Origin of the sequence: Brevibacillus sp. HD3.3A (assembly GCF_013284375.2) — a bacterium.
In the GTDB taxonomy this organism is placed as follows: Bacteria; Bacillota; Bacilli; order Brevibacillales; family Brevibacillaceae; genus Brevibacillus; species Brevibacillus parabrevis.
On sequence record NZ_CP085874.1, the window covers coordinates 2,926,223 to 2,951,397 of the forward strand.

Sequence of the window (25,175 nt, forward strand, 5' to 3'; positions counted from 1 at the left end):
TTAGATCGCCTCCTTTTCTTGATCGAGCAAGCTCAGGTAAGAGTCTTCCAGCGAAACAGAGAGAGGCGTTATGTATTTGACAGTGACATCGGCTGCGACCAGCTTTTTGATCAGCTGCGGGTTGGCTGTCTCCGGATCGGTTACTCTCAGGTGGAACTGATTTTCCGAACGCTTGTAGGCTTCGACTTCCTTCGCTTCCCTGATAATCTGTTCCGACTTTTGCACATCCGATCCGACATCGAGGATCACATTGTAGGTGGTCCATTCTTCACGGAACTGCTGCGGAGTGGTCAAACGAATGACTTCCCCCTTGATAATGGCGAACTCATGGCATAGCTCGTCAACCTCGGTCAAGATATGCGAGCAAAAAATGATCGTCTTGCCAGAGGCGGCCCATTCACGAATCAAATCTTTCAGCTTGCGAATGCTGACGGGGTCGAGGTTCGCGGTCACCTCGTCGAGGAACAAGATTTCGGGATCGTGCAAAATCGCGCAAATGATCGAAAGCTTCTGCTTCATCCCTTTGGACAGTCGCCCGGCAGGATCATTTCTTCTGTCCCACAAGTCGAACTGGCGAAGCAAATATTCGATGCGGGAAGCGCGCTTGGCTTTGGGAATCTGGTAGCAGGCGGCGAAAAACTCCAGGTTGTCCAACAGGGAAAGCTTGTCGTAAACACCGGGGGATTCTGTGACACAACCGATTTTTTTGCGAATCTCTTCTTTGTGCGTGCTGATTTGGCGGCCAAGGATGGTGATATCCCCAGAGGTAGGCTCGATGAGGCAGGACAAGATGCGCATGGTAGTCGTTTTTCCCGAGCCATTCGGGCCGAGCAGACCAAAAATTCGCCCTTTGCCAATCGAGAGAGAAATACCGTTCAGAACTTTTTTGTCGCCAAACGATTTTTTGAGATCTTTAATTTCGATTACATGCTCCACAAAGTATCACCTTTTTCTGAAGTTTTCCTCGCTTGACATTCACAAAATTGTAATTATTTTACATATATACCATTCCTTCTTGATGGTCGATTCTAAAACCTCCTTTCACAGTGATTGTTCACGAAAATTCCATATTGCTTGCTGGATCACTTCCTCTCATTCCGCCACGTTTGGCCTGTCCATTTTCCTGTCAGCTTCTGGCGCGCAGAACCAGCCAGAAAATCAGGTTTTTGGATTTTTATACCAAATTATTCCGTAACGGAAAACGCCGCGATCCCTACGTAAATCAAGTTTTTTCCAGGTTTATCATCGCTGATTGCATTCATTTGTCAAATATAAGACCTTGACCGTTAACTGTTTACAAATTAACATGATTTTGTGTGTTATGTAAAAAAGTACCAAAATTGGTATCTACCAAAGATTTTCATTCGAAGTTACTTTTTTGTCAACGAAATTTTAGGAAGTACTGGTGGTGTTTTTGTGAGAATACTATTCCTAACAACATTTATGAGCAAAGGAAACAAAGTTGTACGGTACTTGGAATCATTACACCACGAAGTCGTCATCTGCCAGGAAAAAGTGCACGCGCAGTCGGCCAATTTGCAAGAGATCGACTGGATTGTCAGCTATGCATACGGGTATATTTTGGACAAAGAAATCGTCTCCCGGTTTCGCGGGCGCATCATCAACCTTCATCCTTCTCTTTTGCCCTGGAACAAGGGACGAGATCCTGTTTTCTGGAGCGTTTGGGACGAGACACCCAAGGGCGTGACGATCCACCTCATCGACGAGCATGTAGATACAGGCGACATTCTCGTGCAGGAAGAGATTGCGTTTGCCGACGAAGATACTCTGCTCGATTGTTACAACAAAGCCAATCAGGCGATCGAGGAACTGTTCATTCGCGAGTGGGAAAATATCGTGCATGGACGGATCGCTCCGTATCGGCAAACTGCTGGCGGAACGCTCCACTTCAAAGCAGACCGGGATTTTTACAAAAACCTGAACATGACGACAGTACGAGAATTGTTGGCATTAAAGCGGCTTTGTGCAGAGCCAAAACGGGGCGAAAAGCCGATCGACAAAACGTTCCATCAGCTGTTCGAACAGCAGGTGGAGATGACGCCAGACCACGTGGCTGTCGTCGATCGGGGCCAATCCTTGACATACAAGCAACTAAACGAACGGGCCAATCAGCTGGCGCACCATCTCAGGGGCAAAGGCGTCAAGCCTGACGATCAGGTAGCGATCATGCTGGACAAGTCTCTGGACATGATCGTGAGCATTCTCGCGGTAATGAAAGCAGGAGGGGCGTATGTGCCCATCGACCCGGATTATCCGGGAGAGCGGATTGCCTACATGCTGGCTGACAGCAGTGCCGCGATCTTGCTGACAAACGCTTTGCATGAGGAGAAAGCGAACGGTGCCTGCGACATCATCGACGTGCACGATCCTGACAGCTACAGCGAGAACACGAACAATTTGCCGCACGTCAATCGCCCGGATGACCTCGTGTACGTCATGTACACATCAGGATCGACAGGTTTGGCAAAAGGCGTCATGATCGAGCATCACAATCTGGTCAACTTTTGCGAGTGGTATCGGCCGTACTTTGGCGTAACCCCTGCGGACAAGGCGTTGGTTTATTCCAGTTTTTCCTTTGACGGGTCTGCACTGGATATATTTACGCATTTGCTCGCTGGCGCTGCGCTGCACATCGTGCCTTCCGAACGGAAGTACGATTTGGACGCTTTAAACGATTACTGCAACCAGGAAGGGATCACGATCAGCTATTTGCCGACGGGTGCCGCTGAACAGTTCATGCAAATGGACAACCAGTCGTTTCGCGTGGTGATTACGGGCGGGGATGTGCTGAAAAAAATCGAGCGGAACGGAACGTACAAGCTCTACAACGGGTACGGGCCGACAGAGTGCACCATCATGGTGACGATGTTCGAGGTGGACAAGCCGTATGCGAATATTCCGATTGGCAAGCCGATTGACCGCACCCGCATCCTGATTTTGGACGAAGCGCTGGCGTTGCAGCCGATCGGGGTGGCAGGCGAGCTGTTTATTGTCGGGGAAGGGCTGGGGCGCGGATATTTGAACCGTCCGGAGCTGACGGCGGAAAAGTTCATCGTCCATCCGCAGACGGGCGAGCGAATGTACCGCACGGGCGATCGGGCACGCTTTTTGCCTGACGGAAACATCGAGTTTCTCGGCCGCCTGGACAATTTGGTCAAAATTCGCGGATACCGCATCGAGCCAGGAGAAATCGAGCCATTTTTGATGAATCATCCGCTGATTGAACTGACAACGGTATTGGCGAAGGAGCAAGCGGACGGGCGCAAATACTTGGTTGGCTATTACGTTGCTCCTGAAGAAATTCCGCATGGCGAGCTGCGGGAATGGCTCGGGAACGATCTCCCCGATTACATGATCCCCACGTACTTTGTTCACATGAAGGCTTTCCCGTTGACCGCGAATGGGAAAGTAGACAGGCGCGCCTTGCCAGACGTGCAGGCCGATGCGGAGTTGCTGGGGGAAGATTATGTCGCGCCAACTGATGAGCTTGAACAGCAACTGGCACAGGTGTGGAGCCACGTGCTGGGGATTCCGCAAATGGGGATCGACGACCATTTTCTGGAGCGAGGCGGAGACTCGATCAAAGTCATGCAGCTGATTCACCAGCTCAAAAACATCGGGCTTTCGCTCAGATACGACCAGCTTTTCACGCATCCGACCATCCGGCAGTTGAAACGTCTGCTTACGGAGCAAAAGCAGGTGAGCCTGGAGCCTTTGCGAGAGCTGGACGAGCAAGCGGAGTACGAGACTTCCGCCGTCGAGAAGCGAATGTACATCATCCAGCAGCAAGATGTGGAGTCGATTGCCTACAACGTGGTCTATACGATCAACTTCCCCCTGACTGTCGATACGGAGCAAATTCGGGTGGCCCTGGAGCAGCTGGTGCTGCGGCACGAAGGTTTGCGCAGCACGTATCACATGCGCGGCGACGAGATTGTAAAACGGATTGTTCCTCGGGCAGAGCTGTCCTTTGTGCGCCAGACTGGCGAGGAGGAGTCGGTACAAAGCTTGCTTGCGGAGCAGATCAAGCCGTTCGATCTGGCGAAAGCGCCGTTGCTGCGGGCGGGAGTCATTGAGACGGCGGACAAAAAGGTTCTCTGGTTCGATTCCCATCACATTTTGCTGGACGGTCTGTCCAAGTCGATCCTGGCGCGCGAGCTGCAAGCTTTGCTCGGACAGCAGGTGTTGTCGCCTGTGGAAAAAACGTACAAGTCGTTTGCACGCTGGCAAAATGAATGGTTCGCAAGCGACGAATACGAACAGCAGATAGCGTACTGGAAAACGCTTTTGCAAGGAGAGCTTCCCGCCGTCCAGCTTCCGACGAAAAAACGCCCGCCGCAGCTGACGTTTGACGGAGCGATCCAGATGTATCGAGTGAACCCGGAAATTACGCGAAAGCTCAAGGCGACAGCGGCCAAGCATGACTTGACTCTGTACATGCTGATGCTCACGATCGTGTCCATCTGGCTGTCCAAAATGAACAGCGACAGCAATCAAGTCATTCTCGGCACCGTTACGGACGGCAGACAGCATCCAGATACGCGAGAACTGCTGGGGATGTTCGTCAATACGCTGCCGCTTTTGCTCTCCATTGATCATGAAGAAAGCTTTTTACATAACTTGCAACAGGTCAAGGCAAAGCTTTTGCCGGCTTTGCAAAACCAGTACGTGCCTTTTGACAAAATTCTCGAAGCTGCCCGTGTCAAGCGGGAAGGGAACCGTCACCCGTTGTTCGATGTGATGTTCATGATGCAAGGCGCACCGGAAACCGAGCTGGAGAGCAACATGCACCATATAAATGCCGGGATCAGCAAGTTCGATCTGACACTCGAAGTCCTGGAGCGGGAAAACGGGCTGAACATCGTGTTTGAATACAATACGCACCTGTTTGACGAGGGAATGATCCTCCGCATGGTCGCGCAGTTTGAGCACCTGCTTTTGCAAGCCGTGCACGGGCTGGACCAACAGGTGAAAAGGTTTGAACTGGTAACGGAAGACGAAAAACGCGATTTGTTTTTGCGGGTGAACGATACAGCCAAGGCGTATCCGAACAAGCTGATCATGTCGATGCTGGAGGATTGGGCGGCGGCTACCCCTGACAAAACAGCGCTAGTCTTCCGCGAACAACGCGTGACGTATCGCGAGCTGAACGAGCGGGTCAACCAGTTGGCACACACTTTGCGCGAAAAAGGGGTGCAACCTGACGATCTCGTGATGCTGATGGCAGAGCGGTCGGTCGAGATGATGGTGGCGATTTTCGCTGTGTTGAAAGCGGGCGGAGCGTACTTGCCCATCGACCCGCACAGTCCGGCGGAGCGAATCGCCTACATTTTCGCAGACAGCGGAGCCAAGCTGGTGCTGGCACAGTCGCCGTTTGTGGAAAAGGCAAGCGTGGCGGAAGTGGTCCTTGATCTGAACAGTGCGAGCAGCTATGCGGCGGATACGAGCAACCCGCCACTGGTCAACCAGCCAGGCGACCTGGTGTATGTCATGTACACTTCCGGCTCAACGGGAAAACCAAAAGGCGTGATGATCGAGCACGGAGCGCTGCTCAATGTGCTTCACGGAATGCAGGACGAGTACCCGCTTTTGCAGGACGATGCCTTCTTGCTCAAGACAACCTACATATTCGATATTTCAGTCGCGGAAATTTTCGGGTGGGTTCCGGGTCGTGGCAAACTGGTGATTTTGGAACCGGAGGCGGAAAAGAACCCGAAGGCTATTTGGCAGGCGGTAGTCGGAGCGGGAATTACCCACATCAACTTCGTGCCCTCCATGCTGATCCCGTTTGTCGAGTATTTGGAAGGGCGAACAGAAGCAAATCGCTTGCGGTACATCTTGGCTTGCGGCGAAGCGATGCCGGATGAACTCGTGCCAAAAGTGTACGAAGTATTGCCAGAGGTGAAGCTGGAAAACATCTACGGCCCGACAGAAGCGACGATTTACGCTTCCCGTTACTCGCTCGCGAAAGGCTCGCAGGAAAGTCCTGTTCCAATCGGAAAGCCGCTGCCCAACTATCGCATGTATATCATCAATCGGCATGGACAACTGCAACCAATCGGCGTACCAGGAGAGCTATGCATCGCAGGAGCAAGTCTGGCGAGAGGGTATTTGAACAATCCAGCGCTGACAGAAGAAAAATTCACTCCTCATCCGTTGGAGAAAGGCGAGCGGATTTATCGCACGGGTGATCTCGCCCGTTATCGCGAGGATGGCAACATCGAATACCTCGGACGCATGGACCATCAGGTGAAAATTCGCGGATACCGGATCGAACTGGACGAAATCCGCAGCAAGCTGATTCAGGAGGAAACGATTCAGGACGCGGTGGTCGTAGCCCGAAACGATCAAAACGGCCAAGCGTACTTGTGCGCCTACCTGCTGTCCGAACAGGAGTGGACAGTCGGTCAACTGCGCGAGTTGCTTCGCCGTGAACTGCCTGAATACATGATTCCGGCCCATTTCGTTTTGCTGAAACAGTTCCCGCTCACAGCCAATGGCAAGCTCGATCGCAAGGCTTTGCCAGAACCGGACGGCAGTGTGAAAGCGGAAGCGGAATATGCAGCGCCGCGCACGGAACTGGAAGCGACTTTGGCGCACATCTGGGGCGAAGTGCTCGGAATCGAACGGGTCGGGATTCGCGACAACTTTTTCGAACTGGGCGGAGATTCGATCAAAGGGTTGCAAATCGCCTCTCGACTGCAACGGATCAATTGGACGATGGTGATCAACCACCTGTTCCTGTACCCGACGATTGAACAGATTGCCCCATTCGTCACGTCCGAGCAGGTCGTCATCGAACAGGGACTGGTAGAGGGGCTTGTCAAGCTGACGCCGATCCAGCGCGATTTCTTTGAACGGATCACAGCCGATCGACATCACTGGAACCAGGCGAGGATGCTGTTTTGCCGGGATGGCCTGGAGCGTGAGTGGATCGTGGAGACGCTGAACGCGCTCGTTTTGCAGCACGATGCCTTGCGCATGCGTTTTCGCGAGACAGAGCAGGGGATTGTCCAGTTCCATCAGGGGAACGAAGGCAAGCTGTTCGGCTTCCGCGCGTTTGATTGTACGGAGGAGCTGGATATAGCGGGAAAAGTGGAAGAAAAAGCAAACGAATGGCAAGCCGGGATGAATTTGCAGGAAGGGCCGCTCGTGCAGGCTGCGCTGTTCATGACGAGGACAGGCGACCATCTGCTCCTGGCGATTCATCAGCTGGTTGTAGACGAAGCTTCCTGGCGGATCATTCTGGAAGACTTCCAAACCGCCTACAAGCAAAAAGCTGCGGGCGAGCCAATCGCCTTGCCAAACAAAACCCACTCGTATCAGAGCTGGGCGGAAGAACTGCACAACGCAGCCAACAGCAAGAAGCTGACGAGCGAACTGGGCTATTGGAGAAAAATCGCGTCCAGCCCGACCCGTCCGCTGCCACAAGATCAGGAGCCGCTTTCCCGAACGGAACAAAGCACGGCGACAGCAGCCATTCGTTTCGCGAAAGCAGAGACAGCCAATCTGCTGCACGAGGCCAATCACGCCTATCAGACGGAAGCGCAGGAGCTTTTGTTGGCCGCCTTGGGCATGGCATTGCGGGACTGGACAAGAGCAGACGATGTCACCGTTTTTTTGGAAAAAGACGGGCGCGAGTCGGCAGCAAAAGGCTTGGATGTGTCGCGGACGGTGGGCTGGTTCCATTCGCTGTTCCCGGTTGTCCTCTCCGCTGCGAGGTCAGGCGATCCGGGGGAGCAGATCAAGCAGGTCAAAGAAATGCTGCGGGCGATTCCGCATCAAGGAAGCGGGTATTCCATCCTCAAGCAGCTCACTGACCTTCGACACAAGCATCCGGACGATTTTACGCTCCAGCCAAAGATCGTCGTCCATGCATGGGAGCAGCTCGATGCCGGACTGGAAACCGATTGGCTCACGCTTTCGCATCTTCCGCAGGGAAGCGTGCGCGGAGCAAATGCTGAGCGCATGCAGCAACTGGATGTATTTTCCAAAATCAGCAACGGAGAGCTGACCATTCACATACAGTACCATCGCGATGAGTACCGCAAAGCGACGATCGACAAGCTGCTGGAGCTTTATCAAGCGCATCTGAATGCGCTGCTTGCCCACTGCCTGCAAAAGACAGAAACCGAGCTGACACCGAGCGATTTTGTGGACAAGAACCTTTCGCGGAGTGAGCTGGACGACATTATGGACTTGATTAGCGATTTGTAAGTAACTGAAACTCAGGAGGAGAGTAGTCGTGTCAAGGAAAAAGGTCGACAATATATACCCGTTAACTCCTATGCAGGAGGGAATGTTGTTTCATTCCCTCCTGGACGAAGGAAGCGAGTCCTATTTTGAACAAATGCGCTTTACGATCAAAGGGCTCATCGATCCAGCTATCCTGGAACAAAGCTTGAACGCGCTGATTGAACGACACGATATTCTCCGAACGGTCTTTCTCCTGGAAAAAGTACAAAAGCCCCGGCAAATCGTGCTCAGGGAAAGAAAGACAAAGGTTCAGGTGCTGGATATTACCCACCTTTCTGAAGAGGAGCAAGCTGCCTACCTGGAAGACTTTGCGCAGAAAGACCGCCAAGCAAGCTTCGATTTGGCCAAAGACGTACTGATCCGTCTCACTCTTGTCCGGACTTCGGCTGACACGCATACCCTTTTCTGGAGTCACCATCATATTTTGCTGGACGGTTGGTGCATTCCGATTGTCCTCAACGACTTTTTTCAAATTTATCAACAGCGAAAAGGCGGCCTGCCCGTCGAGCTTGGCCCGGTTTACCCTTACAGCACGTATATCAGTTGGCTGGGAGAGCAGGACGCCGAAGAGGCAAAAGCGAGCTGGGCTGAGTATATAAGCGGCTATGAACCGACCAGCTTTATACACAAGCAGGGCGGCAAAAACAGCTACAGACAGGCGGAATTGGTGTTTGCGATTGAGCAGGGGTTGACGGACAGCTTGAACAAGCTCGCCAAGCAATTGCACGTGACGCTTAACAATTTGTTCCGCGCGATTTGGGGGCTGATGCTGCAACGCCAGTGCAACACGGAAGACGTCGTGTTCGGCTCGGTTGTCTCCGGACGTCCGAGCCACCTGCCGAACGTCGAACAGATGGTCGGACTGTTCATCAACACGGTGCCGATCCGCGTCCAGGCGGGAGCGGAGCAAACGTTTTCCGAGCTGGTGAAGCAAGTGCAGCAGGAAGCGCTCTCGCTTGCCAAATACCATTATCTTTCCTTGGCCGACATTCAGGGCAACCAGCAACTGATTGACCATATTCTGCTGTTCCAGAACTATCCGATGGGCCAGCAATTTCTGACTCGTCTGAACCAGTACAACGAAGAGTTTACCCTCACTCATCTATCTGCTTTTGAACAAACCAACTACGACCTGAACGTAATGGTTACCCCAAGTGATGTCATCACCATCAAATATATATACAATGCTGCTGTTTTTAGCGAAGAACAGCTCCTTCACATCAGTCGACAACTCACCACCATCATGACACAAGTGACAAATGCGCCGGACATCCTTTTGCAAAAGCTCGAAGTGGTTGATCCGGCAGAGAAACAGCTGCAACTGCATTCCTTTAACGATACGTACCGCCATTATCCTACAGATAAGCTGATCCACCAAATTTTTGAAGAGCGCGCCGAGAGGGAGCCAGAGCGCATCGCGCTGGTCATGGGAGAACAAGTCCTTACTTATCGGGAGCTGAACGAAAAGGCAAATCAACTGGCGAAGCTGTTGCGGGCGAGAGGAATCGGCCCGGAAAGCATGGTCAGTTTGCTTACCGAGCGTTCCGTGGAGATGATGATTGCGATTTTGGCCATTTTTAAGGCGGGCGGGGCGTACTTGCCGATTGATCCGTCCCATCCGAAGGAACGCATTGAATATATTTTGCAAGATAGCCGAAGTGAATTGTTGCTGGTGAACCATCGCTTTCTTGGAGCGGTCGATTTTGCGGATCGGATCATCGATCTGGAAGCGGCTGAGATTTACCAGGGAGCAGCGGACAATCTGGAGTGCGTCTCCCATGCGAACCATTTGGCTTACGTCATCTACACATCGGGTTCGACGGGCAAGCCGAAGGGCGTCATGATCGAGCATGCGAGCTTGTTGAACATCATTTTTGCCTTGCAGGAACTGTATCCGCTGCTGGAAAACGATGCGTATTTGCTGAAGACGACCTACACTTTTGACGTTTCGGTCGCAGAAATTTTTGGCTGGATTTTGGGGAGCGGCAGATTGGTCATTCTCGATCCCGGAGCGGAGAAGGAGCCTGCCCACATCTGGGAGACGATGGTCAATCACGGCGTGACACATGTCAATTTTGTGCCGTCGATGTTGATTCCGTTCGTCGACTATGTCCGGGATCAACAGCAAGAAAGTCCATTGCGCTATATATTTGCCGCCGGGGAAGCGATGCCGTCCGAGCTGGTGGGCAAAGTGTACGAGGCGCTGCCTGGCGTCATCCTGGAAAATATTTATGGCCCGACCGAATCGACGATTTATGCCACGAAGTATTCCTTGGCAAAAGATTCGCAAGACGTACTGGTGCCAATCGGCAAGCCGCTTGCCAATATTCAGACGCATATCGTGAACAAGCATGGACAATTGCAGCCAGTCGGCGTGCCTGGTGAATTGTGCATCGCCGGAGCGAGCTTGGCGAGAGGCTATTGGAACAACGAAGCATTGACGAACGAAAAATTTGTGCCCCATCCGTTTGCAGTGGGACAACGCATGTACCGCACGGGCGACTTGGCACGCTACCGTCAGGATGGCAACATCGAGTACCTTGGACGGATCGACCATCAAGTAAAAATTCGCGGCTATCGGATTGAACTGGACGAAATTCGCGCGCAGCTGATTCAGGAAGCTTCGATTCGCGACGCTGTCGTGATCGCTCGCACAGACCATAACGGGCAAGCGTATTTGTGCGCGTATTTCATCGCAGACAAGCAGTGGACCGTCAACGCGCTGCGTGAAGCGCTTCGCCAAGCATTGCCCGACTACATGGTGCCGTCCCATTTTATTCAGATGGAAGAGTTCCCGCTGACATCGAGCGGAAAAATCGATCGCAAAGCGCTGCCGCTCCCGGATGGCCGCGTGCATACAGGCAACGTCTACCTTGCGCCGCGCAATCCGGTTGAGGAACTGGTCGTCCGCATCTGGGAGGAAGTGCTCAATGTATCGCAGGTCGGGGTGCACGACAACTTTTTTGAATTGGGCGGGCACTCGCTTTTGGCGACACAGGTGCTTTCCCGCACAGCCAAGCTGTTTCATGTCCGGCTTCCGATGCGCGAAATTTTTACCCATCAGACAGTAGCCGAATTGGCTCGGCGGATTCAAGCGTTGCGGCATGGAGCAGAAGCGGACAAGCACAGCCCGATTCAGCCGTCCGCGCTCCAGCGTGCCGACGAGTTGCCGCTGTCTTACGCCCAGCAGCGTCTCTGGTTCCTCGATCGGCTCATCCCGGACAGCGCCATGTACAACATCCCCGTCGGCTTCCGGCTGCGCGGAACGGTCGATGAGCTTGTGCTGGAACGCGCTTTGAATGAAATCATCCAGCGGCATGAATCGCTCCGCACCACGTTCGTCGATGTGGACGGGCGAGCGTTGCAGGTGATTCATACGGATGTGCATCTGTCGCTTGGCGTCACCGATCTTCGCGACAAGCCAGCCGCGGCAAAAGACGCGGAGTGGAAGCAAATGGCCGAGGAAGATGCAGCAACGCCGTTCCGCCTCGATCAATGGCCGCTGCTGCGGGCGATGCTGATTCGCTTGGAGGAGCAGGAGTCTGTCCTTTGGCTGAACGTGCACCACATCATCTCCGATGGCTGGTCAATGGATGTACTGGTGAACGAACTGAGCGAAGTGTACGAAACGTTGCTCAAAGGAGAAGCGCTGCCGCTTGCCGCCTTGCCGATCCAGTATCGGGACTATGCCGTCTGGCAGCGCGAGAAATCGCAAGACAACGTATGGAAAGAACAGCTCCGTTACTGGAAAAACAAACTGGACGGCAGCGAGCCGCTGTTGCCGCTTCCGACAGATCGGCCACGCGCGGTCGTTCAAAGTTATCGCGGTGACCATTTGTCTTTTTACGTGCCGGGTGAGGTCGGGCAAAAGCTGCGCGAGCTGGGACGGCAAGAGGGCGCTACGCTGTTCATGACGCTCCTTGCGGCATTCAAAAGCTTTTTGTACCGCTATACGCATGCGAACGACATTTTGATTGGCACCCCTGTCGCCGGACGCAATCGGCAAGAGATCGAAAACTTGATCGGCTTTTTCGTCAACATGCTCGTCCTGCGCACTGATTTGTCCGATGATCCTACGTTTGTCGAGCTGTTGCGTCGCGTGCGCGAGACGGCGTTCGATGCGTTTGCCAACGAAGATGTGCCTTTTGAAAAACTGGTCGATGAGCTGCAAATCGAGCGCAGTCTGAGCTACTCGCCGCTGTTTCAGGTGCTTTTTGCTGTGCAGGGTATGTCGACAGGGGTGCGTGAAGGCGAGACATTGGCGATTGCGCCCGATGAAGTCACGCTCAACCAGACGACCAAGTTCGATCTGACTCTGACGATGATTGAAGCGGCGGACAACGGATTGAAAGGCGTGTTTGAATACAGCACCGATTTGTTTGACCGTACGACGATCGAGCGCATGGCCGAGCATTTTGGCAATCTGCTGCAAGCCATCGCCGCCGATCCGGGGCAAAAAATTGTGGAGCTTCCCCTGTTGGGCGGTGCGGAACAAAGCCGGATGCTCGTCGAATGGAACCAGACAGATGTCGCCTATTCCCTCGACCTGCTAGTGCACGAACGGGTCGCGCGCATCGCACAGGAGCTGCCAGAACAGTTTGCCGTGATCGGGGAGCAAGGGGCGCTGACGTACGCGGAGCTTGATGCGAAAGCCAACCAGCTTGCGCATGCTTTGCTGAAAAGAGGGATTGGTTCGGAAGATTTGGTGGGCATTTGCGTGGAGCGTTCCAGCGAGATGCCGATCGGTCAACTGGCGATTCTCAAGGCAGGTGCTGCTTACGTCCCGATGGACCCGGCGTACCCGCGCGAACGGCTCGCTTTCATGATCAAAGATGCGGGAATGTCGCTCGTTTTGACCCAGGAGCGCTTGCTTGACGCATTGCCGCAGGAAACAGCGGCGCTTCTGTGCCTGGATCGGGATTGGCAGGAGATTGCGGCGGAAAGCACGGCTGCGCCTGCAATCAAGACGAATGCGGATCAACTTGCCTACGTCATTTATACGTCAGGCTCGACAGGGACACCAAAAGGCGTAGAGATCGAGCACGGATCGCTCCTGAATCTGGTCAACTGGCACCAGCGCGCCTACAGCGTGTCCGCAGAAGATCGCGCTTCGCAAATTGCCGGTACGGCGTTTGACGCTTCCGTATGGGAGACTTGGCCGTATTTGACCGCAGGTGCGACGATTTGCCAGCCGTGGGACGAGATTCGCCTATCGCCGGAAAAACTGCGGGACTGGCTGGTCGAGGCAGGCATCACCATCAGCTTTTTGCCGACTCCGCTGGCTGAGAACTTGCTTCCGCTGCCATGGCCGACGGGAGCGGCGCTGCGCTACATGCTGACGGGCGGTGATATGCTGCATCAATACCCGACTGCGGACGTGCCGTTTACGCTCGTGAACCAGTATGGGCCGACAGAAAATACGGTTGTTGCGACAGCAGGGGTAGTGCCTGTTTTGGGCGAGCGCGAGTCTGCGCCGACGATTGGTCGCCCGATCGACAATGTGTCTGTCTACGTGTTGGATGAAAACAGACAGCCTGTACCTGTAGGGGTAGTCGGAGAGCTGTACATCGGGGGAAAAAGTCTGGCGCGCGGCTATCGGAACCGTCCTGACCTGACGGAAGCGAGCTTTGTGCCGAATCCGTTCTCTCCGATTGAAGGTGCCCGGATGTACCGGACTGGTGACCTGGTGCGCTATGCAGCAGATGGCAGCATCGAGTTTATCGGACGTGCCGACGATCAAGTAAGCATTCGCGGGTTCCGGGTTGAGCTGGGCGAGATTGAATCGGCCTTGTACGCTCATCCCACGGTTGCGGAGTCCGTAGTGATCGTCCGCGAAGACGTGACCCCCGGAGTGAAGCGGCTTGTTGCGTATGTCGTGCTCAATGAAGGAGAAGAGCGACAGACGAGCGAGTTGCGCCAGTCCTTGAAAGAAATGTTGCCAGACTACATGGTGCCGTCTGCCATCGTGCTGATGGAAGCCCTGCCGCTCACGCCAAACGGAAAAGTAGACCGTCGCGCCTTGCCGCTGCCGGATGTCGCGCAGACAGAGTGGGAAGGCAGCTTCGTCGAACCGCAATCGGATGTGGAACGCAAGCTGGCCGAAATTTGGCAAGAGGTGCTGGGCGTAGAGACGATCGGGGTTCACGACAACTTTTTCGAACTGGGCGGCGACTCGATTTTGACCATTCAGATCGTTTCGCGGGCCAATCAGGCTGGTTTGCAGTTAACGCCGAAGCATTTGTTTGACGCGCAAACATTGGCAGAGCTGGCGGCAAGCGCAGTGGTGCTGGAAAAAGCGCCGGAAATGCAGGCCGAACAAGGAATCGTGACAGGCGAAATGCCTTTGACACCGATTCAGACGTGGTTTTTCGAGCAGGATGTCCGCCACGTTCATCACTGGAACCAGTCGGTCATGCTCGCGGTGCGGGAAGAACTCGATACGACGACGCTGGCACAAGCTTTTGCCGCGCTGCCTCGCCAGCATGATGCCCTGCGCCTGCGCTTTCAGCAGGTCAACGGAACATGGCAGGCAGCGCATGGTGAGATTGCGGATGAAGATGTGCTGCTGGTCGCCGATTTGTCGTCCGTTCCTGAGGCGGAGAGAGAAGCACGGATGCGGCACATCACAGACGAACTGCAAGCAAGCCTGGATATCGCCAAAGGACCTTTGCACCGTGCCGCCTATTTCCAACTCGGAGCGGAACAGCGGCTGTTTATCGTGATTCACCATCTCGTGGTCGATGGCGTCTCCTGGCGCATTATTTTGGAAGACCTGCAAACCGCTTACGAACAGGTTAAAGCCGGGCAAAAGATTGCATGGCCGCAAAAGACGACTTCGTTCAAAAGCTGGGCGGAGGAGCTGACAACGTACGCGGAGCAAAGCGCTGTCGATGAGTATTGGACTGGCATGGACAGCGAACAGGCATGCGGGCTGCCTGTTGATCATCCACAAGGCAAGAACACGGAAGGTCTGGCCGTGCAAGTTAAGGCAAAGCTGAGCGCGGACGAGACTCGGGCGCTGCTGCAAGAAGTGCCAGCCGCTTATCGCACGCAGATCAACGATGTGCTGCTCAGTGCCTTGACGCGCACGATTACGGATTGGACGAACAAGCGGGCATTGTATGTCTCGGTAGAGGGACACGGTCGCGAGCCGATCGTGGATGGCGTGGACGTGTCGCGTACGGTGGGCTGGTTCACGAGCCTGTATCCGGTCTTGCTGGAAACGGAGCCGGATTTGGCCTGGGGTGACGTGCTGAAGTCGATCAAAGAACAAGTGCGGGCGATCCCGGACAAAGGGATTGGCTACGGTATTCACCGCTATTTGAGCCGGGATGGGCAAACGGCCGAAATGTTGCGAGCCAAGCCGCAGCCGGAGATCAGCTTCAACTACTTGGGACAATTCGGCCAAGGCCAAACGACTGACGCGGCGTTGTTCCAAATCATTCCGAACTGGTCGGCATCCAATGTGAGCGAGGATGAGACGCGTCTTTACAAACTCGATGTCATGAGCATGGTGGCGCAAGACCAGCTGGAGATGAGCTGGACATTCAGCCGCGATCTGTACGAGCCGGGCACGATTGAAAAGCTCGCCCATGACTATGTGCAAGCGTTGCGAGCGATTATTGCCCATTGCCGCACGGAGCAAGCAGGGGGCTATACGCCTTCCGACTTCCCGCTCGCGGAACTGGATCAAAACAGTCTCGACAAGTTTATCGGTCACAATCGCCTGATCGAGAACGTTTATACGCTTACGCCGTTGCAGGAAGGGATGCTGTTCCATTCCTTGTATGAGCAAGCAGGCGGGGATTACGTGGTGCAGCTCGCTTTGAAACTGGAGCATGTGAATGTAGAGGCATTTTCGGCAGCCTGGCAAAAAGTCGTCGAGCGCCACGCGATTTTGCGAACGTCCTTCCTGTGGAGCGGATTGGAGAAGCCGCATCAGGTCGTGCACGCGAAAGTCAAAACGTTTGTCGAGCGACTGGACTGGCGCCATCTGACAGCGGCTGAGCAGGAAGCAGGCTTGCAGACGTATTTGGAACAAGATCGCAAGCGGGGTTTTGATCTCGCCCGTCCGCCGCTGATGCGCTGGACGTTGATTCGCCTGGATGCGAGCACGTTCCAGTTTGTATGGAGCTTCCATCACATGTTGCTCGATGGCTGGAGCACGCCGATCGTGTTCCAGGACTGGCAGGCGTTTTATGCCGCAGCCTCGCATGGCAAGGAAGCGAGCTTGCCCGCCATTCCTCCGTTTTCAGCCTATATTGCCTGGCTGAAACGACAAAACCTGGAAGAAGCGCAGCAGTATTGGCGCGACTATTTGCAGGGCTTTGGCGTGCCGACGCCGCTTGGCATGGGGAAATCGGGTGGCAGCGCGGGTCAGCCAAAAGAATACGCAGACCACAAGCTGCTTTTGTCCGAACGGGCGACAGCGAACTTGCTCGCTTTTGCCCGCAAGCACCAGTTGACGCTGAATACGGTTGTGCAAGGGGCTTGGGCGCTGATCCTGGCGCGTTATGCAGGCGAAGCGGAAGTCGTTTTTGGCACGACCAATCTGGGACGGCCAACCGACTTGCCTGACGCAGAAGCGATGGTGGGGCTGTTTATCAACACGTTGCCTGTCCGTGTGCTTTTCCCGGAACAGACGACGGTCATCGACTGGCTGCAAAGCTTGCAGCAGGCCCAAAGCGAGATGCGCCAGTACGAGTTTACGCCGCTCGTGGACATCCAGAGCTGGAGCGAGGTGCCGCGCGGCCAGTCGTTGTTTGACAGCATTTTCGTCTTTGAGAACTACTTGTCCGGCACAAGTGTGGATTCCGAATCCGGCATGTTGCTCGGGGAAGTCAAAGCGGTCGAGCAGACGAGCTATCCGCTGACGCTCGTGGTAGCGCCCGGCGAAGAACTGATGCTCAAACTGATTTATGAAACGGGCCGATTCGAGCAGCCAGCCATGGACAAGGTGCTGGCCCAGTTGAGCAGTGTGCTGGAAGCAATCATGCGTGAGCCGCACGAACAGCTCGCAGACTTGTCCATCATCACGGAAGCGGAGCGCCACAAGCTGTTGGTGGAATGGAATGCGACCGACATGCCGTACGAGCGCAACCTGGTGATGCACCAGCTGTTCGAGGCGCAAGTGGAGGCAACGCCGGACGCGCAAGCTCTGGTCGTCGGAACTGAGCGTTTGACATATGCGGAACTGAACAAACGGGCGAACCAGCTTGCTCATTATTTGCGGTCGCAGGGCGTCGGGCCGGAAGTATTGGTCGCTGTCCTGATGGAGCGGACGACCGAGATGATTGTCGCCTTGCTGGGAATTATCAAGGCTGGCGGTGCGTACGTGCCGATTGATCCTGCCTATCCACAAGACAGGATTGGCTACACGCTGGATGATTCGCAGGCGGCGATCGTGCTGACGCAAGAACGCTTGCTTCCGATGTTGCCTGAGCATACAGCACAAGTGATTTGCCTGGATCGCGACTGGGCGTGCATGGCGGCCCAGCCGGAAGCAAATGTGCCGAATCTGGCTGCGCCAACCAACCTTTCTTACGTGATTTACACATCTGGCTCGACAGGTCTGCCAAAAGGGGTGGCGATTCAGCACAGCAGCGTCATTGCCTTCATTTTCTGGGCGAAAACCGTCTTCTCGGCTGAAGAAATGAGCGGCGTGCTCGCGTCCACTTCGATTTGCTTCGACTTGTCCGTGTATGAAATATTCGTGACCTTGAGTTGCGGCGGCAAAGTGATTTTGGCGGACAACGCCTTGCATTTGCCAAGCCTGCCAGCGGCAAAAGAGGTGACTTTGATCAATACCGTGCCATCTGCGGCCAAGGAACTGGTGCGGATGAACGCGATACCGCCGAACGTGCGGGTCGTCAATCTCGCCGGAGAGCCGCTGCCGAACACGCTGGCGCAAAGTCTGTACGCGCTTGGGCATGTGCAAAAAGTTTTCAACCTGTACGGCCCATCGGAAGATACGACGTACTCCACCTATGTCCAGGTGACAAAAGGGGCAAAGACAGAGCCGACGATTGGCCGTCCTCTGTCCAACACGCAAGCGTATGTTCTCGATGCCAAGCTGCAGCCCGTGCCGTTGGGCTTGCCTGGGGAGCTGTATTTGGGCGGTGACGGCTTGGCGCGCGGTTACTTGAAGCGTCCGAAAATGACGGCAGAACGCTTTTTGCCCAATCCGTTCCACCCCGACCCGCATGCGCGGATGTACAGCACAGGCGATCTCGTTCGTTACTTGCCCGACGGACAGCTGGAGTATTTGGGCCGCATCGACCACCAGGTCAAAATTCGCGGCTACCGGATCGAATTGGGCGAGCTGGAGGCTGTCCTGCGCAGCCATCCACAGATCAAGGAAGCAGTGGTCGTGGCCAAAGAAGACAAGCTGGGCGAAAAGCGTCTCGTTGCCTACATCACGACAAAAGACGGGGAGTGCGGCGATCGTGCCGTCTTGACGAGCTGGGCCAAGGCAAAATTGCCCGAGTTTATGGTTCCCTCCTTCTTTGTCTGGCTGGACGCGATGCCGCTGACACCGAACGGCAAGATCGACCGCAAGCAACTGCCGGAACCGGAGTGGGGGCAAGTCGCTTCTGCCGCTGGCTACGTAGCGCCGCGCAATCAGACGGAAGTGTTGGTCGCCAGCATCTGGGCGGATGTGCTCGGAATCGAGCAAGTAGGGGTGCACGACAACTTTTTCGAACTGGGCGGACATTCTCTCCTGGCGACACGAGTAGCTTCCCGTCTGCGCGAAACGTTTGCGAAAGAAGTGCCGATCCGCGCGATTTTTGAGCGGCCGACTGTTGCAGAGCTGTCCGAGACACTTGGAGCGATTGGGCAGAACGAAACGGAAGCGCAGATGCTGCCTGTCTCACGGGAAGCTCATTTGCCGCTGTCGTTCGCGCAACAGCGCCTCTGGTTTCTGGATCGCCTGATGCCGGACAGCACGTTGTACAACATTCCGTCAGCCGTGCGCTTGTTGGGAGATTTGGATATCGCCGCTTGGGAAAAGAGCCTGCAAGTGCTGATCCAGCGCCACGAAAGCTTGCGGACGACTTTTGGCGATGTGGATGGGGAAGCGGTGCAAGTGATTCACTCCCGGCTGGATGGAAAGCTGAACGTGATCGACTTGCGCGGGATGCCAGCAGACGAGCGGGAAGCGGAAGCTCATCGCTTGGCCGGATTGGAAGCGGCGACGCCGTTTGACCTGAGCCAAGGTCCTTTGCTGCGCACCACCCTGATTCGTCTGGCGGAGCAAGAGTGCGTCTTCTTATTCAACCTGCACCATATCATTTTCGACGGCTGGTCGATCGGCATTTTCCTCAAAGAAATGCGGGCGCTGTACGAAGCGTTTGTGCGGGAAGAAGCGCCTGAATTGGCCGAGATTACGGTGCAATACGCAGATTACGCCGTCTGGCAGCGGAAGTGGCTGGAAGGGGAAGTGCTTGCCGAGCAGCTTGCGTACTGGAAAGAAAAGCTGAGCGGAGCCGAACCGCTGCTGGCTTTGCCGACAGATCAGCCGCGTCCTGCCGTCCAGACGCATGATGGCGCGATGCATACGATCAAGCTTTCAGGCGAGCTGTACGCAAAGCTGAACAAGCTCAGCCAGGAAGAAGGCGCGACCTTGTTCATGACCTTGCTCGCTGCCTTCCAAGTCTTGCTCTACCGCTATAGCGGGCAGGAGGACATCCTCGTCGGCAGCCCTGTCGCGGGACGGAACAGACAAGAGACGGAGCCGCTGATCGGCTTTTTCATCAACACATTGGTGCTGCGGACGGACTTGTCAGGAGAACCGACCTTCCGCGAGTTGCTGGCACGAGTGCGGGAGACGGCGTTCGAAGCATACGCCCATCAAGATTTGCCGTTTGAAAAGTTGGTCGACGAGTTGGAGCTGGAGCGCAGTCTCAGCTACTCGCCGCTGTTCCAGGTGATGTTTGTCCTGCAAAACTTCCAGCTGAACTTGGACGAAAAAGCTGGTATCCGTGTGGCTGATTTTGAGATGGACAAGCATCTGGTCACTTCCAAATACGATCTGACGCTGACGATGGCGGAAAAACAAAACGGACTGTTCGCCACGTTTGAATACAACACAGCGCTGTTCCATGAGGCGACGATGGAGCGACTGTCGCAGCATTTTGTTCAGCTGCTGGAAGCTATCGTTCATATGCCGGATCAGGGTATTGCCCGATTGCCGCTGCTGAACCAGAGCGAGCGAGCGCAATTGCTGGTGGAGTGGAACGACACGACGACCGCTTATCCGCGAAACAAACGGGTGGATCAATTGTTCCGGGAAACGGCGCTGCTTTATCCTGAGCGACTGGCGGTCGTTGCGGGAAATCAGACGCTTACGTACGCGGAATTGGAGCGCCGGGCCAACCAGACAGCCAACTACTTGCAACAAAAAGGAGTGCGGCCGGGTGCGCTCGTCGGCCTCTGCGTCAAACGTTCGCCGGAAATGCTGATCGGGATGCTCGGCATACTCAAGGCTGGTGGAGCCTATGTGCCGCTCGATCCTGATTATCCAGAGGAGCGTCTGGCCTACATGATGGGCGACGCCGGAATCACGGTCTTGCTGACGCAGGAGCAGCTCATGCCCGGCTTGCCGTCAGGGGAACGGACTACGATTGCCCTGGATCGCGATTGGCCGCTGATTGCCAAGGAGAGCGAGCAGGCGCCTGACGTGGACACGACAGCGGAAAGTCTCGCTTACGTCATCTACACATCCGGCTCGACCGGACTGCCAAAAGGAACGCTTGTCGTTCATCGCGGCATCGTCCGCCTCGTCAAGGAAACGGATTATGTGACGATCACGGAGCAAGACGTGTTCCTGCAAGCGTCCACCGTGTCGTTCGATGCGGCGACTTTCGAGATATGGGGCAGCCTTTTGAACGGGGCGAAGCTCGTCCTGCTGCCGCCAGAACTGCCGTCGCTCGCAGAAATCGGGCAGGCGATCCAGTCGCACCACGTGACGACACTTTGGCTGACAGCCGGGCTGTTCACGCTGATGGTCGACCATCACAAGGAATATTTGTCCGGGGTTCGCCAACTGCTCGTCGGCGGAGATATCGTATCCGTTCCGCATGTGAAAAAAGCGCTGGAAATCGCAGGGCTGACGGTGATCAACGGATACGGCCCGACCGAAAACACGACATTCACCTGCTGCAATCCGGTCACGGTCATGCCCGAATCGGCCCACACTTTCCCGATCGGCCGTCCGATCAAAAACACGACGGCATACGTGCTCGATCGTCACATGCAGCCCGTTCCGATTGGCGTGACTGGCGAGCTGTACATCGGCGGCGACGGTCTGGCGGAAGGCTACTTGAACCGCCCAGATTTGACGGCAGAGCGGTTTGTGCCCAATCCGTTTGCAACTGATCAGGCGGCACGTCTTTATCGCACAGGCGACCTGGTGCGCTACCTGCCGGACGGTCTGATCGAGTTCATCGGGCGGCTCGACAACCAGGTAAAAATTCGCGGGTTCCGAATCGAGTTGAGCGAAGTGGAAGCGGTCTTGGCCAAACACCCGGCAATTACGGCCTCGGTGGTGATCGTCCACGAAAATGAGGCGGGCATGAAGCAGCTCGTCGCCTACGCAGTCAAGGACGCCGAGCAAGAGCTTGGGACAGCCGAGCTGCGCCAGCACTTCAAAGCACACGTACCGGACTACATGGTGCCTGCCGCCTTTGTCATGCTGGATGCTTTGCCGCTTACTCCGAACGGAAAAGTGGACCGCAAAGCGCTGCCAGCCCCTGTTTTGGAACGCAGCCGGGAAGAGGACGCATTTGCAGCGGCTACAAGCCATGTCGAACAAACGCTGGCAGACATTTGGTGCGCTGTACTGCGCATGGACCGCATCGGCATTCATGATAACTTTTTTGAGCTTGGAGGAGACTCGATTCTCAGCATTCAAATCGTCGCCCGCGCGAACAAGGCCGGCATCCATTTGACTCCCAAGCAATTGTTCGATCAGCAAACCATTGCCGAGCTGGCAAAAGTTGCAGGCCAAAGTACAAAGGTGGACGCAGAACAAGGGAACGTGACGGGCGAGGTGCCGCTTTTGCCGATCCAGACATGGTTTTTCGAGCAAGAGCAACCGACGCCGCACCATTGGAACCAATCCATGCTGCTGCAAGTGAACGAGCCGTTGGAGGAAGAGTATTTGAGCCAAGCCGTTGCCCAACTGCTTGCTCATCACGACGCGCTCCGCTTGCGCTACACCTTCGCAGACGGACAGTGGAAGCAGACGTATGCCGACGTCGATTCGGAAGTGCCGCTGCAAGTGGAGGATTTGTCCATGAGTCCGCCAGCCCAGCAGGCGCGGAAGATCGAAAAGCTCGCACAGCAGGCCCAAGCAAGCCTGGATTTGCAGAACGGGCCGCTGCTCAAAGTCGTCTACTTCGATCTCGGGTACGACCGACCAGGCCGTCTTTTGATGGTCATTCATCACCTGGCAGTCGACGGTGTCTCGTGGCGCATCCTGATCGAAGACTTGCAAACAGCGTACGGGCAAGCGGAAAAAGGCAACAAGATTCAACTGCCGCCGAAAACGACCTCTTACAAGGCATGGGCAGAAAAATTGCATAAATACGCGTCCTCTGAGCGGATGCTGGTTGATCAGGATTACTGGCTCAAGGCGGCAGACGAACTGGCGGGTCACCAACTGCCCGTGCATGACTGGGCGGAAAACACAGAAGCAAACGGCCGGATGTGGACGATCCACCTGGAAGAAGAAGAGACGGACGCCCTGCTGCAAAAAGTTCCATCCCGCTACCGCGTGCAAATCAACGATATTTTGTTGACGGCGCTGGCGTTGGCACACGGCAAATGGACGGGCGAGTCCGCGCTTTTGGTCAATCTCGAAGGGCACGGTCGCGAAGAGTTGTTCGAGGACGTCGACCTTTCCCGCACCGTCGGCTGGTTTACGTCGATGTACCCGCTCCTGATTCAACTGGAGCCAAACACGTCTTCCGAGGATGCGCTTGCGCGAGTCAAAGAAAAGCTGCAACAAATTCCGCACAAAGGTCTCGGCTACGGCCTGCTGCGCTACGTGGCGCAAGACCCTGAACTGGTCGAAAAGCTAAAGGCGATTCCGCAAGCGCCGCTCAGCTTCAACTATTTGGGACAATTCCACCAGGCAGCAGATGCGAAAGCGCTTCTGGCATACGCGGAAGGCGAGCGAGGCGCAAACAGCAGCCCGGACAACAGACGGACTCACTTGATCGATGTCGTGGGGGCCGTCACCGAAGGCAAGCTCGGCCTCAGCTTCCTCTACAACGGAAGACTGTACAGCGAATCGCATATCGAAACATTTGCCCGTCACTACACGGACGCTTTGCAATCATTGATCCAGGCGGAGAAACAAAGCTACAGAGCGGAAGACTTCGAGGATGCAGACTTGAGTCAGAGCGCTTTGAACAAGGTGCTCGCAAGGTTAAAAAATAGAAAGGGGAATGAACTCCATGGGGGATCTCACTGATCTATATACGCTAACCCCACTGCAAGAAGGCATGCTGTTCCACTCGCTGTACTCGGAAGGATCGGCTTACATGATTCAAACTACGGCGATTCTTACAGGCGAGCTTGACATCGTTCCCTTTGAAAAAGCGTGGAAGAAAGTGATTCAGCGCCACTCGATCTTGCGTACCGGATTCATCTGGGAAGAGACGGAGAAGCCGCTGCAGGCGGTCTTCGAAAGCGTTCCTTTTTCCATCCGGCAAAAAGACTGGTCGTCATACGGAAGTGACGAGCAGGAGAGCATGCTGGCGGCGTTTTTGCAAAATGAAAAAGCGGCGGGCTTCGACTTGAGCGAAGCCCCGCTCATGCGCGTGACGATCATCAAGCTGGGCGAAGCCGTACACCGACTGATCTGGAGCTTCCACCACCTGCTGCTGGACGGTTGGAGCAGCCCGATCGTGTTTCAGGAAGTTCTCGATTTTTATGAAGCGTACCGCCAAGGCAAAGACTTGCGACTGCCGCAGGCAAGGCCATTCAAAGACTACGTCTCCTGGCTCCGCCGTCAGGACAAGACGGCGTCCGAGCAGTTTTGGCGCGAGTTTTTGGGGCCGATGGAAAATCCTACGCCGATTCCGTTCGAATCGCACGCCAAGCGCACCGCGGGCCATGAGGGACTGGAAAAGCAGATCGGGGAAGCGACCCGCGCTCTGACTCCACAAGTGACCAAAGCGCTTGCCAAACTGGCGCGAACGAATAAAGTCACGGTCAACACGATCGTGCAAGGGGCATGGGCGATTTTGCTCAGCCGTTTGAGCGGCGAGGAAAACGTCGTGTACGGAGTAACCGGCTCCGGCCGTCCGAGCGACCTGCCTGGCGTCGAGCAAATGGTCGGGATGTTTATCAACACGTTGCCGATGAAAGCGAAGATCGAACCGGAGCAATCATTGGCTGACTGGTTCAAAGCTTTGCAGGAACAGCAATCCAAAGTGCGCCAGTATGAATACACGTCGTTGGTCGACATTCAGGGCTGGACGGACGTTCCGCGCGGGACACCGCTGTTCGAGAGCATTTTCGTATTCGAGAACTATCCGCTTGGCGAAGAGGACGAGAAAGAAGTCGGCTTTACCATCTCCGCTGTGCAGCACTTCCAGGAGGTGGATAATCCGCTTACGGTTGTCGGGATTCCGGGTGATTCGTTCAGCATCAAAATGATGTATGCGACAGACCGCTTTGAACAAGCGGCGATCGAACGAACACTCGACCAGCTGGCGCTTATTTTGGAAGCTATCGTCGACAATCCGGAGCAGTCCCTGTCTGCGCTGTCATTGCTCCGTCCCGAAGAAAGACAGCATCTGCTTGTCGGGTTGAACGACACGGCAACCAACTATCCGAGCGACAAAACGGTGCACCAGTTGTTTGCGGAAACGGCAGCCCGGCACCCG

The 25,175-nt window shown here is 55.1% G+C and carries 3 protein-coding genes and 1 pseudogene; 3 read left to right on the plus strand and 1 reads right to left on the minus strand.

Annotation, left to right across the window (positions count from 1 at the left end; translation table 11 throughout):
* Positions 1-936, minus strand: a complete 936-nt coding sequence (locus HP435_RS14420; protein WP_122963284.1) for an ABC transporter ATP-binding protein — start codon at positions 934-936, stop codon at positions 1-3.
* 480 nt (positions 937-1,416) lie between these two features.
* Between HP435_RS14420 and lgrA the strand changes: the two genes are divergently transcribed.
* The 3 genes and pseudogenes from lgrA to HP435_RS29270 form a co-directional block, all read left to right on the plus strand.
* A complete protein-coding gene (lgrA, locus tag HP435_RS14425) occupies positions 1,417-8,238 on the plus strand; it encodes a linear gramicidin non-ribosomal peptide synthetase LgrA (protein WP_173598773.1) in 6,822 nt (2,273 codons plus the stop codon).
* A 28-nt stretch (positions 8,239-8,266) separates the two neighbouring features.
* Positions 8,267-23,755, plus strand: a complete 15,489-nt coding sequence (locus HP435_RS29065) for a non-ribosomal peptide synthetase (protein WP_304502710.1) — start codon at positions 8,267-8,269, stop codon at positions 23,753-23,755.
* A 31-nt stretch (positions 23,756-23,786) separates the two neighbouring features.
* Positions 23,787-25,169 (plus strand): annotated as a pseudogene (locus tag HP435_RS29270) (condensation domain-containing protein); the annotation flags it as partial.
* Between the last annotated feature and the right edge of the window lie 6 nt (positions 25,170-25,175).